This is a genomic window from Arthrobacter sp. E70 (genome assembly GCF_058266945.1).
Genome location: NZ_JBYQFR010000003.1, coordinates 307,519 through 321,422 on the forward strand (window position 1 = coordinate 307,519; position 13,904 = coordinate 321,422).

General features: G+C 65.8%; 9 protein-coding genes. All 9 read left to right on the forward strand.

All coding sequences use genetic code 11. The features are described 5' to 3' along the window. Positions 1-23: 23 nt before the first annotated feature. A complete protein-coding gene (ilvD, locus tag AC3IMC_RS05285; RefSeq protein WP_490917353.1) occupies positions 24-1,742 on the forward strand; it encodes a dihydroxy-acid dehydratase in 1,719 nt (572 codons plus the stop codon). A 398-nt stretch (positions 1,743-2,140) separates the two neighbouring features. Next, positions 2,141-4,048, forward strand: a complete 1,908-nt coding sequence (locus AC3IMC_RS05290; protein ID WP_490917354.1) for an acetolactate synthase large subunit — start codon at positions 2,141-2,143, stop codon at positions 4,046-4,048. Positions 4,049-4,050: 2 nt separating this feature from the next. Then, complete coding sequence (gene ilvN, locus AC3IMC_RS05295) at positions 4,051-4,563, forward strand: acetolactate synthase small subunit (protein WP_043453275.1); 513 nt, start codon at positions 4,051-4,053, stop codon at positions 4,561-4,563. Between the two features lie 14 nt (positions 4,564-4,577). Next, the gene (ilvC, locus tag AC3IMC_RS05300) at positions 4,578-5,678 is read left to right on the forward strand and encodes a ketol-acid reductoisomerase (protein ID WP_490917415.1); all 1,101 of its coding nucleotides are present in this window, start codon (positions 4,578-4,580) and stop codon (positions 5,676-5,678) included. A 124-nt stretch (positions 5,679-5,802) separates the two neighbouring features. Further along, positions 5,803-7,392, forward strand: a complete 1,590-nt coding sequence (gene serA / locus AC3IMC_RS05305; RefSeq protein ID WP_490917355.1) for a phosphoglycerate dehydrogenase — start codon at positions 5,803-5,805, stop codon at positions 7,390-7,392. Between the two features lie 218 nt (positions 7,393-7,610). Then, complete coding sequence (locus AC3IMC_RS05310; protein WP_490917356.1) at positions 7,611-10,409, forward strand: ABC transporter permease; 2,799 nt, start codon at positions 7,611-7,613, stop codon at positions 10,407-10,409. Further along, entirely contained in the window at positions 10,406-11,161 is a 756-nt protein-coding gene (locus AC3IMC_RS05315) for an ABC transporter ATP-binding protein (protein ID WP_454484291.1), read from the forward strand. The genes AC3IMC_RS05310 and AC3IMC_RS05315 overlap by 4 nt, the downstream gene beginning before the upstream one ends. 34 nt (positions 11,162-11,195) lie before the next feature. Further along, positions 11,196-12,752, forward strand: coding sequence for a methionine--tRNA ligase (metG, locus tag AC3IMC_RS05320; protein WP_490917357.1), 1,557 nt, complete (start codon positions 11,196-11,198; stop codon positions 12,750-12,752). An 86-nt stretch (positions 12,753-12,838) separates the two neighbouring features. After that, on the forward strand, positions 12,839-13,891 hold the full coding sequence (locus AC3IMC_RS05325; protein ID WP_490917358.1) for a 3-isopropylmalate dehydrogenase: 1,053 nt from the start codon (positions 12,839-12,841) through the stop codon (positions 13,889-13,891). Positions 13,892-13,904 lie beyond the last annotated feature (13 nt).

Genomic DNA, 13,904 nt, shown 5'->3' on the forward strand with positions numbered 1-13,904 from the left:
TACCGCGCCCTAGACTTTCCCCTATGAGCGACGCCCGGACCGAGACTGTGAGCAAGCCAGACATCAAGCCCCGCAGCCGGGTGGTGACCGACGGCATCCACGCAGCCCCTGCGCGCGGCATGTTCCGGGCCGTCGGCATGGGCGACGACGACTTCGCCAAGCCGCAGATCGGCGTCGCGAGCTCATGGAATGAAATCACTCCCTGCAACCTCTCGCTGAACCGGCTCGCGCAGGGCGCCAAGGAAGGGGTCCATGCCGGCGGTGGCTTCCCCATGCAGTTCGGCACCATTTCCGTGTCCGACGGTATCTCCATGGGCCATGAGGGGATGCACTTTTCCCTGGTCTCCCGTGAAGTCATCGCCGACTCCGTCGAAACCGTCATGCAGGCCGAGCGGATTGACGGCTCGGTCCTGTTGGCCGGCTGCGACAAGTCCCTCCCGGGCATGCTCATGGCTGCCGCCCGGCTGGACCTTGCCAGCGTCTTCCTCTACGCCGGCTCCATCATGCCCGGCTGGGTCAAGCTCGAGGACGGTTCCGAAAAGGAAGTCACCCTCATCGACGCCTTCGAGGCCGTGGGCGCCTGTGCGGCCGGCAAGATGAGCATGGAAGACCTGACCCGCATCGAAAAGGCCATCTGCCCGGGTGAAGGAGCCTGCGGCGGCATGTACACGGCCAACACCATGGCCTGCATCGGCGAGGCCCTCGGCATGTCCCTCCCCGGGTCGGCCGCCCCGCCCTCGGCAGACCGCCGTCGTGACGACTTCGCCCGCAAATCCGGCGAAGCGGTGGTCAACCTGCTCCGCCAGGGCATCACTGCCCGCGACATCATGACGCGGAAGGCCTTCGAGAACGCCATCGCCGTCACCATGGCGTTCGGCGGTTCCACCAACGCCGTCCTCCACCTGTTGGCCATCGCCCGCGAAGCCGGGGTGGAACTGACCCTGGACGACTTCAACCGGATTGGCGACAGGATCCCTCACCTGGGCGACCTCAAACCCTTCGGCCGCTACGTCATGACCGACGTCGACCGGATCGGCGGCGTGCCGGTCATCATGAAGGCACTGCTCGACGCCGGCCTGCTCCACGGCGACTGCCTCACCGTTACGGGCAAGACCGTCGCGGAAAACCTCGAGGCGATCAATCCGCCGGATGTCGACGGCAAAATCCTCCGCGCGCTGGACAACCCGATCCACAAGACCGGCGGCATCACCATCCTGCACGGCTCCATGGCGCCCGAGGGGGCCGTGGTCAAGAGCGCCGGATTTGACGCTGACGTCTTCGAAGGCACCGCCCGCGTCTTCGAACGCGAACAGGGTGCCCTGGATGCGCTGGACAACGGCCGGATCCAGGCCGGTGACGTCGTGGTGATCCGCTACGAGGGGCCCAAGGGCGGCCCCGGCATGCGCGAGATGCTCGCCATCACCGGCGCCATCAAGGGGGCGGGCCTGGGCAAGGACGTCCTGCTCCTCACCGACGGCCGGTTCTCGGGCGGCACCACCGGCCTCTGCATCGGCCACGTTGCCCCGGAAGCGGTCGACGGCGGCCCCATCGCCTTCGTCAAGGATGGCGACAGGATCCGGGTGGATATCGCCGCACGCACCTTCGACCTGCTGGTGGACGAGGACGAGCTTGAGGCCCGCAAGGTGGGCTGGGAGCCGCTGCCCGCCAGGTACACGAAGGGCGTGCTGGCGAAGTACGCGAAGCTGGTCCACAGCGCCAGCCAGGGAGCCTGGACCGGCTGATTTGAGTTGTCCAGGTCTCGCGCCCCGAGCTTGCCCGCTCTAGGCGGCAGGGCTTAATAGTGGGTGATCCGAGGGGCCCCGGCCGGACAGCGCTCGCGCCCGCCGGGCCGGCGGGGGATCATCCCGCCGCGATAGGATCAAAGAGTGGACAGTGTAGTCCACATGGTGAGATAGGGTTGTCTCTCGTTGACACCCATCTTGCCAAGAGGGAAAACTGAACGCATGACTTTCGTTACCGCCGGCACCGTCGTCGTCCTTACCAAGCGCGTGGCACCTTAGCCCCCTGGTAACGAACCGTCACGCGCAAACCCCTCAAAAGCCGCCAGGCCGAGGGGTTTTTTTATTCCCACCGTTTGAACCAGTTCCAGAACCAGAGAAGATCCACAAGGAAGAGTCCGATGAGCAAAGGATCGCCCATCAGCCCCTCGCTGATGGCTACCAAGTCCGCTGGAGCCGCCAAGGCTCCGGAACGCGCCGACCGGGCGGCTGACCATGCCGCCGTCGTCGCCGACCTTGCTGCCGTCTCTCCTGTCCTTGGGCCGAACAACGTCGTACCCCCGACGGTGATGACCGGCTCGCAAGCAATCGTCCGCTCGCTCGAAGAACTCGGCGTCGACGATATTTTCGGTTTGCCCGGTGGCGCGATCCTGCCCACCTACGACCCCTTGATGGCCTCCACCATGAACCACGTGCTGGTCCGTCACGAACAGGGAGCCGGCCACGCCGCGCAAGGCTACGCCATGGTCACGGGGAAGGTGGGCGTCTGCATCGCCACGTCCGGCCCCGGTGCCACCAACCTCGTTACCGCCATCATGGATGCCCACATGGACTCCGTGCCCCTGGTGGCCATCACCGGCCAGGTCTCCAGCGGCGTGATCGGCACCGATGCCTTCCAGGAAGCCGACATCGTGGGCATCACCATGCCCATCACCAAGCACTCCTTCCTGGTGACCGACCCCAACGACATCCCGCACGTCATGGCCGAAGCTTTCCACCTGGCTTCCACCGGACGCCCGGGCCCTGTCCTGGTCGACGTCGCCAAGGACGCCCAGGTGGGCCAGATGACCTTCTCCTGGCCGCCGAAGATCGACCTGCCCGGTTACCGGCCGGTGACCCGCGGCCACAACAAGCAGGTGCGCGAGGCGGCCAAGCTGATCGCCGGCGCCACCAAGCCCGTCCTGTACGTAGGTGGCGGCGTGGTCAAGGCGCATGCCTCGGTCGAACTGCTCGCCCTCGCCGAAGCAACCGGCGCGCCGGTGGTGACCACCCTCATGGCCAAGGGCGTGTTCCCCGATTCGCACCCGCAGCACGTGGGCATGCCGGGCATGCACGGCAGTGTCTCCGCCGTCACCGCCCTGCAGCAGTCCGACCTGCTGATCACGCTCGGTGCCCGCTTCGACGACCGCGTCACCGGCGTGCTGAAGACCTTCGCCCCCAACGCCAAGGTCATCCACGCGGACATCGACCCTGCGGAGATTTCCAAGAACCGCACCGCCGACGTCCCCATCGTGGGTTCCGTCAAGGAAATCATCCCGGAACTGACCGAGGCCGTCCGCGCGCAGTTCGATGCCTCCGGTGCCCCGGACCTCACCACCTGGTGGGCGTTCCTGAACAACCTCAAGGAAACCTACCCGCTGGGCTGGACCGAACCGGACGACGGCCTCATTGCCCCGCAGAAGGTCATCCAGCGGATCGGCGCCCTCACCGGGCCCGAAGGTGTCTACGTGGCAGGCGTCGGCCAGCACCAGATGTGGGCTGCGCAGTTCATCAAGTACGAGCGCCCGCACGCCTGGCTGAACTCCGGCGGCGCCGGAACCATGGGCTACGCTGTTCCGGCGGCCATGGGCGCCAAGGTGGGCGAGCCGGACCGCGTGGTCTGGGCCATCGACGGCGACGGCTGCTTCCAGATGACCAACCAGGAACTGGCTACCTGCGCCATCAACAACATCCCCATCAAGGTTGCCGTCATCAACAACTCCTCGCTGGGCATGGTGCGGCAGTGGCAGACCCTCTTCTACGAGGGCCGCTACTCCAACACCGACCTCAACACCGGCCACGACACCGTCCGCATCCCGGACTTCGTCAAACTGGGGGAGGCCTATGGCTGCGCCTCGTTCCGCGTTGAACGCGAAGAAGACATCGATGCCACCATCCAGAAAGCCCTCGAAATCAACGACCGCCCCGTGGTCATCGACTTCGTGGTGAGCCCCAACTCCATGGTGTGGCCGATGGTGCCCGCCGGCGTGAGCAACGACCAGATCCAGGTTGCCCGCAACATGACCCCGGAATGGGAAGAGGAAGACTGACCATGAGCCGCCACACACTCTCCGTTCTGGTTGAAGACAAGCCCGGCGTCCTGACCCGTGTTGCGAGCCTCTTCGCCCGCCGCGCCTTCAACATCAATTCCCTGGCCGTTGGCCCCACCGAAGTGCCGGGAGTTTCCCGCATGACAGTGGTCGTCGACGCCGATGGCGACCTCATCGAGCAGGTCACCAAGCAGCTCAACAAGCTGGTCAACGTGATCAAGATCGTTGAGCTCACCCCCGAATCTTCCGTACAGCGCGACCACATCCTGGTCAAAGTACGTGCGGATGCCGCGACACGTCTGCAGGTGACCCAGGCCGCAGACCTGTTCCGTGCCTCAGTAGTCGACGTCTCCACCGATTCGGTCGTCATTGAAGCCACCGGCCACCCCGAAAAGCTCACAGCCCTGCTTTCAGTGCTGGAGCCGTTCGGTATCCGCGAAATCGTGCAGTCCGGCACCCTGGCCGTTGGACGGGGATCCCGCTCCATGAGTGACCGGGCGCTCCGCTCCGCCTAGGACACGCACGTGCCCTGGCGGGACTTCGCGCCCGTAACCGCAGCACCGCAAGACCACTATCTAAAAACCACTCAAGAGGAGTTACGCAAGTGACTGAAATGTTCTACGACGACGACGCAGACCTGTCGATCATCCAGGGCCGCAAGGTAGCCATCGTTGGCTACGGCTCCCAGGGCCACGCCCACGCGCTGAACCTGCGCGATTCCGGCGTCGAGGTCGTCATCGCCCTGCAGGAAGGCTCCAAGTCCAGGGCCAAGGCCGAGGACGCGGGCTTCACCGTCAAGAACGTCGCCGACGCCGCCGAATGGGCCGACGTCATCATGATCCTGGCGCCGGACCAGCACCAGCGTTCGATCTTCAACGACTCCATCAAGGACAAGCTGACCCCCGGCAAGGCCCTGGCCTTCGCGCACGGCTTCAACATCCGCTTCGGCTACATCCAGGCGCCGGAGGGCGTTGACGTCATCCTGGTGGCCCCGAAGGCTCCGGGCCACACCGTGCGCCGCGAGTTCGAAGCCGGCCGCGGCATCCCGGACATCATCGCCGTCGAGCAGGACGCGTCCGGCAACGCCTGGGAGCTGGCCAAGTCCTACGCCAAGGCCATCGGCGGCACCCGCGCCGGCGTCATCAAGACCACCTTCACCGAAGAGACCGAAACGGACCTCTTCGGCGAGCAGGCTGTTCTTTGCGGCGGCGTGTCCCAGCTGATCCAGTATGGCTTCGAAACCCTCACCGAGGCCGGCTACCAGCCGCAGATCGCCTACTTCGAGGTGCTGCACGAGCTCAAGCTCATCGTCGACCTCATGTGGGAGGGCGGCATCGCCAAGCAGCGCTGGAGCGTCTCCGACACTGCAGAGTACGGCGACTACGTCTCCGGCCCGCGCGTCATCACCCCCGAGGTGAAGGAAAACATGAAGGCCGTCCTGGCCGACATCCAGTCCGGTGCCTTTGCCAAGCGCTTCATCGAGGACCAGGACAACGGCGCCGTGGAGTTCAAGGAACTGCGCGCCAAGGCAGAACAGCACCCCATCGAGGCTGTCGGCCGCGAACTGCGCTCCCTGTTCTCCTGGCAGCAGCAGGACGTCGACTACGTGGAAGGCTCCGCAGCCCGCTAAGGCTGCAGGACCAACCGCCCAGCATGCCATGATGAGGCCGGGCTCACACTTAACAATGTGAGCCCGGCCTTTCTGTCGGCCTAGACTTGTTCCATCCCCAGGACTGCAACGCAGAGGATCAGCCGTGTCAAAACCCGTAGTACTGCTCGCCGAAGAACTTTCCCCCGCCACCGTCGAGGCCCTCGGCCCGGATTTTGAAATCCGCCAGACCGACGGCGCCGACCGTTCCCAGCTGCTCTCGGCGATCAGCGACGTAGACGCCATCCTGGTCCGCTCCGCCACCCAGGTGGACGCCGAAGCCATCGCCGCCGCGAAGAACCTGAAGGTCATCGCGCGTGCCGGCGTCGGGCTGGACAACGTGGACATCAAGGCCGCCACCCAGGCGGGCGTGATGGTGGTCAACGCCCCCACGTCCAACATCGTCTCCGCCGCTGAGCTCACCGTGGGCCACATCCTCAGCCTCGCCCGCCACATCCCGCAGGCCAGCGCCGCCCTCAAGGACGGCGAATGGAAGCGCTCCAAGTACACGGGCATCGAACTGTTCGAGAAGAAGATCGGCATCATCGGCCTCGGCCGCATCGGTGCGCTCGTGGCAGCCCGACTCAAGGGCTTCGACACCAAGATCCTCGCCTACGACCCCTACATCACCTCCGCCCGCGCCGCGCAGCTCGGCGTGCAGCTGGTCACCCTGGACGAGCTCCTGGCCCAGTCCGACTTCATCACGATCCACATGCCCAAGACGCCCGAAACCGTCGGCATGCTGGGCGCGGACGCCTTCAAGAAGATGAAGAGCACCGCCTACGTGGTCAACGTGGCCCGCGGCGGCCTGGTGGACGAGGAAGCCCTCTTCACCGCGCTGCAGGACGGCCAGATCGCCGGTGCCGGCGTCGACGTGTTCAGCAAGGAGCCCAGCACCGACCTGCCGTTCTTCAAGCTCGACAACGTCGTGGTCACCCCGCACCTGGGCGCCTCCACGGACGAAGCCCAGGAAAAGGCCGGTGTTTCCGTCGCCAAGTCCGTCCGCCTGGCCCTCGCGGGCGAACTGGTGCCGGACGCCGTCAACGTGGCCGGCGGCGTCATTGCCCCCGACGTCCGCCCGGGCATCCCGCTGATCGAGAAGCTGGGCCGCATCTTCACTGCTTTGACCCATGCCTCGCTGACCCAGTTCGACGTTGAAGTTGCCGGGGAAATCTCCTCCCTCGACGTCAAGGTCCTGGAACTGGCAGCGCTGAAGGGTATCTTTGCCGACGTCGTCACCGAGCAGGTCTCCTACGTCAACGCTCCGGTCATCGCCGAACAGCGCGGGATCAACGTCCGCCTCATCACCACCCCGGAGACCGAGTCCTACCGCAACGTCCTGACCCTGCGCGGAGCCCTTAGCGATGGCAGCCAGATCTCCGTGTCCGGTACCCTGACCGGGCCCAAGCAGATCGAGAAGCTGGTGGGCATCAACGGCTTCGAGGTTGAGATCCCCATCAGCGAGCACCTCGTGGTAGTGGCCTACACCGACCGTCCCGGCGTCATCGGAACCATCGGCCACATCCTGGGCATGAACAACATCAACATCGCGGGCATGCAGGTTGCCCGCTCCAACGAGGGCGGCCAGGTGCTCGCCCTGCTGACCATCGACAGCTCCGTTCCCCAGCAGGTGCTGGATGCCATCAAGGCCGGAATCGGCGCCGAGATGGTCCGGGAAGTGGACCTCGAGGACTAGTCCCGACACCCGCGGCGGAAACACCGCGGCCGCTCCTTCGCCCGGCGTGTCCGGGCCGAAATACATAAGATTGGCCGGTCTGCTTACAATGGCTTGGTCCTGATTCAGGACCGTAGCCGGCAGACCGGCCAATACCTTTTGCACATCCGTCCGTCATTGACCACGTCTGCCCGGGCGGATGGAAGTGTGCGCACGCAATCCAGGTTTCAGGGAGTTCCATGAACGCCGTCCAGAGGTTCATCAGAAGCAGGGTGCTGCTGTTGACCGCGGCCATCTTGATCGCAGCCATGTGCTTGTCGGTCCTCGTCCAAGGCCAGTCGCAGGCCGCACTCAACCGGACGGTTGATGAAAACTCGAGGGGGCTCTACGACATCCTGGTCCAGGCCAAGGCGCCGTCCGGGGCCCTCCTGCAGCCGGAGATCGCCAACGGCGCGGGCGGCATCGGCTTCGACCAGCTGGACTCCATCAGGAAGCTGTCCGGCACGTCCGTGGCGGCGCCCATCAGCCTCGTCTCAAGGGTCACGCAGAACCTGGAGACTCCGCGCCTGGACGCCATGGACTACCTCGGGTACAACGCCGGGCTCGCCGGCACCGCCACTGCTGACCAGGCCGCGGGCGCCACGGCCCCGGACAAGTGGCCCGCCGCCGAATCCGTCCTCAGCGATACGGCCAAGAAGTACCGGCTGACCGCCAGCGCCGTGAGCTCGGACGGTAACTCGGAGCAGACCCTGTTCAAGACCAGCGCCGAGGGGACCCTGGGCAAGGCCCGCCTCGTCGAGGAGAAAACACAGGGCGGCAGCAGCATCCGCATCGCCCCGCCCGCCGGGGAGACCGGCATCAAGTTCCCCGCCCCCGCCGGCGGTTCTGAACACAATCTCTTCAATCTGTCGGTCGCCCTTCCGCTCGCACCGGAAGTCACCGAATCTGTGGTCGCGGTTGACCCCGCCGCCGAGCGCGCCCTGCTGGGCTCGGCCGGCGACTTCCTGGCACCGCTGGAAAAGGCACCGCCCGCCGATGCCCGGGACGCCGGCGCGGTGGGCCGTTACCTGGAAGGACTGTTCACCAGCGGCATCAGCATGGAACAGCTGAAGGAAGGGCCCGATTTCCTGGGCGTCAAGCTCAAGTACTGGGCCCCCCTGATGACCCAGTACCAGCAGGCCAAGCGCACAGGACAGCTGACCACCGGCTCCCAGGCTGTTCCGCTGATCGTGCGCTCGGGCACGTCCCTGGACCTCAAGTACAACGTCAAGATCGAAGAGATTGACGACGCCGGCAAAGTGGTCAAGGACGTCGGCACCGTTTCGAAGTCACTGGGCAAGGATTACCTGCCGTTCGTGTCCAAGGATCCCTTTGCCCTGTCCTGGCCCGGGTCCACGGACCATTCCTCGCTGCTCGGCAGCAACGGCAACTTCAACCAGGGGCTGTATACGCCCGCCAAGTGGAGCACCAACTTTGCCGGTGCCCCGAAGTACACGGAGGGCGACACCGCGGCCAATGGCGCCGTTGACAAGACCGCAGTCCCCGGTGAGTGGGTCACGGTCAACCGGCTCCCGGACAAGGCTGCCAACGGTGCACCCGTCGACCAGACCCAGCGCGAGCCGGTGGATGAGCGTTCCTACCGGGACAACCTGTCCACGGGCCAGCAGCAGGCGGCAACGCCGATGCCCATGGTCTACGGCACTTTCGATCCGGCCACCGTGGCTGCCGCGTCCGGCGACGTCAACAAGCTTCCCCTGGGCGGCTACGACCCCACCCCGTTCACCCTGGTCAAGGATGCGGCAGGCAAGGACGTTTCCGGGACCGAACTGAAGCCGTCCCTGAGCGCCACCGGGCTGGCGGGCCAGTCCGCCGGTGCCATCACCGACTACTACGGACTGGCGGCCGCCCGCGGCTACAAACAGAACGCCGCAGTCATCGACGCAGTACGCGTCCGGGCCAAGGCGCCGGGCAGCTGGAAGGACGCCCAGCCCGAGGTGGAGAAGCTTGCCGCGGAAATCAGGGACATGGGCCTGGACGCCACGGTGGTGGCCGGTTCTGCCCGTGAGGACACCAGCATCTTCGTGCCCGGTTACTCCAAGGATGGAGCGGGCAAGGAATCGGCGCTCGGCACTGTGCAGCAGTCCTGGGTGCGGCAGAACGCAGCCGAAGCCGTGGCCGGAGCCCTGTCCGGCACCAACATCACCCTCCTCTTCCTGACCCTCTGCGGCGCTGCCCTGCTGACCGGGGCGTCCACGGTCAGCTACATCCGCAAGCGCCGCAGCGAGGCAGGAACCCTGCGCGCCATGGGCTGGACCCAGCGGCGGATCCGCAGCTGGGTGCTCGAGGAATTCGGCGTCGGAGCCGTGCTGCTCGCCGCCGTCGGCATCGTGCTGAGCCTGGTGAGCTGGAGCCTGGCAACCGCGCTGGTGTGCGCCGCGGTCCTGGTCCTCTACGTGGGTGCAGCGCTGTTCGCCGCGCAGCAGCTCCGCCACCGCGATGAGATCGACCAGGAGCCGCAGCACGATGAGCGGCTCATTCCGGTCGATTCCCCACTGACCTTTGCCAACCGCCAGCTGAGCACCAACAAGTTCAACACCTTGTCCCTTGCCATCGCCGTTGGTGTCTTCGGAGCCGCGGTGGGCGGGCTGATCGCACTGTTGATCGACATTCCGCGCGCCGCGGGTGCCAGCGCACTGAGCGGGCTGGCCGCAGCCAGCGTCACGCTGCCGAGCATCCTTCTGGCCTTGGCGGGTGTAGCCGTGGGCCTTGTCCTCACCCTGGTCACCGGGCGCTTTGAGCTCAACGCCAAGCGCCAGTACCTGGGCATCCTCCAGGCAATGGGCTGGAACCCGGACATGCTGCGGCAGGTCCGGTTGTTCGAGAATGCGCTGGTGGGAACCGTGGCCCTGCCGCTGGGCGTGCTGGGCGCCCTCGGCATCGGCCTGCTGTTGGCCCCCTACGCGGCCCTCTGGGCTGCCGTGGCCGGGCTGGTGGCTGTACTTTGCTGGATACCGATTGCAACGAAAGTGGTCCAATGACAAACCCGACGAACGTCCAGCGGAGCCGCAGGGGCGGCTCCAACGAGGTCCCCCTGCAGACCCGGGCCAATACCATCGTCAAGTCCGCGGACCACGCCACCCCGCTGGAAATGCGCGACATCACCATCCGCTACGGCGGCGGTAAAGGCGGTGCCGAGGCCGTGAGCGTGGTCGAAGGCTTCGACCTGACCCTGCACGCCGGCGAGATGCACTGCGTCGCCGGCCGAAGCGGCTCCGGTAAAACGAGCATTCTGACCGTCGGTGCGGGACTCACCCTGCCGACCTCGGGCCGCGTCTTCTGGGAAGGGGATTCCCTCGAAAGCATGGGCGACGACGAAATCGCCGACCGCCGTCGGGCCCTGATCGGTTACGTCGACCAGGGTGGTGCCCTGATTGATGGCATGAGCGCGCTTGAAAACGTCCTGCTGCCCGCCGTCCCGGACGGCGAAGTGGAGCAGCGGCGGGACATGGCCAAGGACCTGCTGGACCTCGTGGGCCTGGGGCGCCGCATGCGGCACCGTCCGGCGCAGCTCTCCGGCGGTGAACGGCAGCGCGTGGCCATCGCCCGCGCCCTGATCCTGGGGACCAGGGTCCTGGTGGTGGACGAACCCACAGCCAGCCTGGACCGTGCCTCGGCAAACCGCATCATCAGCATCCTGAAGGACACCACTTCGGACGGTATCGCCGTCCTGGTCGCCTCGCACGACCACGAACTGGTCCGTCTGAGCGATACGCTGACAGAACTGATCTAGCCCGCCCCTCCGCACCGAAGGTAAACGTCCAACCGTGACTGCTCCAGAGAAAACGCCGTTCTACATCACCACGGCCATCACCTACCCCAACGGCGTGCCGCACATTGGACATGCCTACGAGTACATTGCCACCGACGCCATGGCCCGCTTCAAGCGCCTGGACGGCTATGACGTGATGTTCCTGACCGGTACGGACGAGCACGGCATGAAGATTGCCCAGACCGCGGAGAAGGAAGGCATCACTCCGAAGGAACTGGTCAACCGGAACGCGGACATCTACAAGGCAGCGCACTCCGCCCTGGGGATCAGCTACGACCGCTTCATCCGGACCACCGACGAGGACCACTACGCGGCCTCGCAGGCGCTCTGGAAGAAGATGGAGGCCAACGGCGACATCTACCTCTCCAAGTACGAGGGCTGGTATTCGGTCCGCGACGAAGCTTTTTACGGCGAAGATGACACCGTGGTCAAGGACGACGGCGTGCGGTACTCGAAAGAGACCGACACCGAGGTGACGTGGACGGCCGAGGAGAGCTACTTCTTCCGGCTCTCCGCCTACCAGGACAAGCTGCTGGCACTGTACGAGGCGCAGCCGGAATTCGGTGCTCCCCAGTACCGGTTCAACGAGGTCATCAGCTTCGTCAAGCGCGGCCTCGAGGACCTGTCCATCAGCCGCACCACCTTCGACTGGGGTGTCCCCGTCCCCGGAAACGACAAGCACGTGATGTACGTCTGGGTGGACGCACTGACCAACTACCTCACCGGCGTCGGCTACCCGGACGTCGATTCGGAGAAGTTCCGGAAGTACTGGCCGGCCGACGTCCACATCATCGGCAAGGACATCTCCCGGTTCCATGCCATCTATTGGCCCGCCTTCCTCATGAGTGCCGGACTGGAACTGCCCAAGCGGGTCATGATCCACGGGTTCCTGCACAACAACGGGGTCAAGATGTCCAAGTCCCTGGGCAACGTCGTGGCGCCTGCCGACTTCGTGGCCCGTTACGGGCTGGACCAGGTCCGGTTCTTCTTCCTGCGCGAAGTGCCCTTCGGCGCCGATGGCAGCTACAACCACGAGGCCATCGTGGGCCGGATGAACTCGGACCTGGCCAACAACTTCGGCAACCTCGCCCAGCGCTCACTGTCGATGGTTGCCAAGAACTGCGGCGCCGCCGTGCCCACTCCGGGGGAATTCACCGAGGCCGACAACGCCATCCTGGCCCAGGCCAATGGACTGCTCGACGCCGCCCGTGCCGCCTTTGACAAGCAGGAATTCAGCCGCGCGCTGGAAGCCATCTGGCACGTCCTCGGCGACACCAACGCGTACTTCGCCGAGCAGGCCCCGTGGGTGCTCCGGAAGACCGACGTCGAACGCATGAACACCGTGCTCTACGTGACGCTGGAGGTGCTCCGGATCGTGGCGATCCTGGCCCAGCCGGTCATGCCGAACGCCACGGCAAAGCTCCTGGACGCGCTGGGACAGCCGGAAGGCGACGCCCGCCAGTTCGCCGCGATCGGGACGCCCATCGCGGCCGGCACCGCCCTGCCCGCTCCCACCCCGGTGTTCCCCAAGTTTGAGGAACCCGCTGAATAGGAGCGCGTAAGCAACGGCGGCTGCGCCCGTGTCCAAAAGCTGAGACGGCTTGACCAGCATATGGATGTCTTGGCTAACCTGAAAACATGAGCGCATCCTCCATTGATCTTGCAGTAATTCCCGGCGACGGCATCGGCCCCGAAGTCATTGCCGAGGCAGTCAAAGTCCTGGAAAAGGCCGTGGCCGCGGAGGGTGTCGAGCTCAAGCAGACCCACTACGATCTCGGCGCCGAGCACTGGCTGGCCACCGGCGAAACCCTGCCGGACCACGTCCTGGCGGACCTGAAGACGCGCGACGCCATCCTCTTTGGCGCCGTCGGTGCCGCACCCGGCGACACCCGGATCCCGTCCGGGCTCATCGAGCGCGAGATGCTGCTGAAGCTGCGGTTCAGCCTGGACCACTACGTCAACCTGCGGCCGTCCCGGCTGTACGGAACAGTGGGCAGCCCGCTGGCCAACCCCGGCACTATCGACTTCATCGTGGTCCGCGAAGGTACCGAGGGCCCCTACGTTGGCAACGGCGGGACGCTGCGGGCAGGCACCCCGCACGAGGTGGCAACCGAGGTGTCCCTGAACACCGCCCACGGCGTGGAGCGCGTGGTCCGTGATGCCTTCCGCCGTGCCGGCGCCCGTGAACGCAAGCACGTCACCCTCGTCCACAAGCACAACGTCCTGGTCTACGCAGGGCACCTCTGGAAGCGCACCGTCGAGGCCGTCGCCCAGGAATTCCCGGAGGTCACCCACGACTACCTGCACGTGGACGCCGCCACCATCTTCATGGTCACGGACCCCTCCCGCTTTGATGTGATCGTCACGGATAACCTCTTCGGCGACATCCTCACCGACCTCGCCGCTGCCGTCACCGGCGGTATCGGCCTGGCCGCATCGGGCAACATCAACATGGACCGCACCGCCCCGTCAATGTTCGAACCGGTCCACGGCTCCGCTCCAGATATTGCCGGCCAGGGCAAGGCAGACCCCTCGGCAGCCATCCTCTCCGCCGCCCTCCTGCTGGACCACCTGGGCTACGCGGAAGCAGCCCGCAGGATCGAGGCCGCCGTGGCCGCCGACGTCGAAAAGCGCGACGGTACCGCACGCAGCACCAGCGCCATCGGCGACGCCATCGCCGCCGGCCTCTAGCTGTAACTGCCCC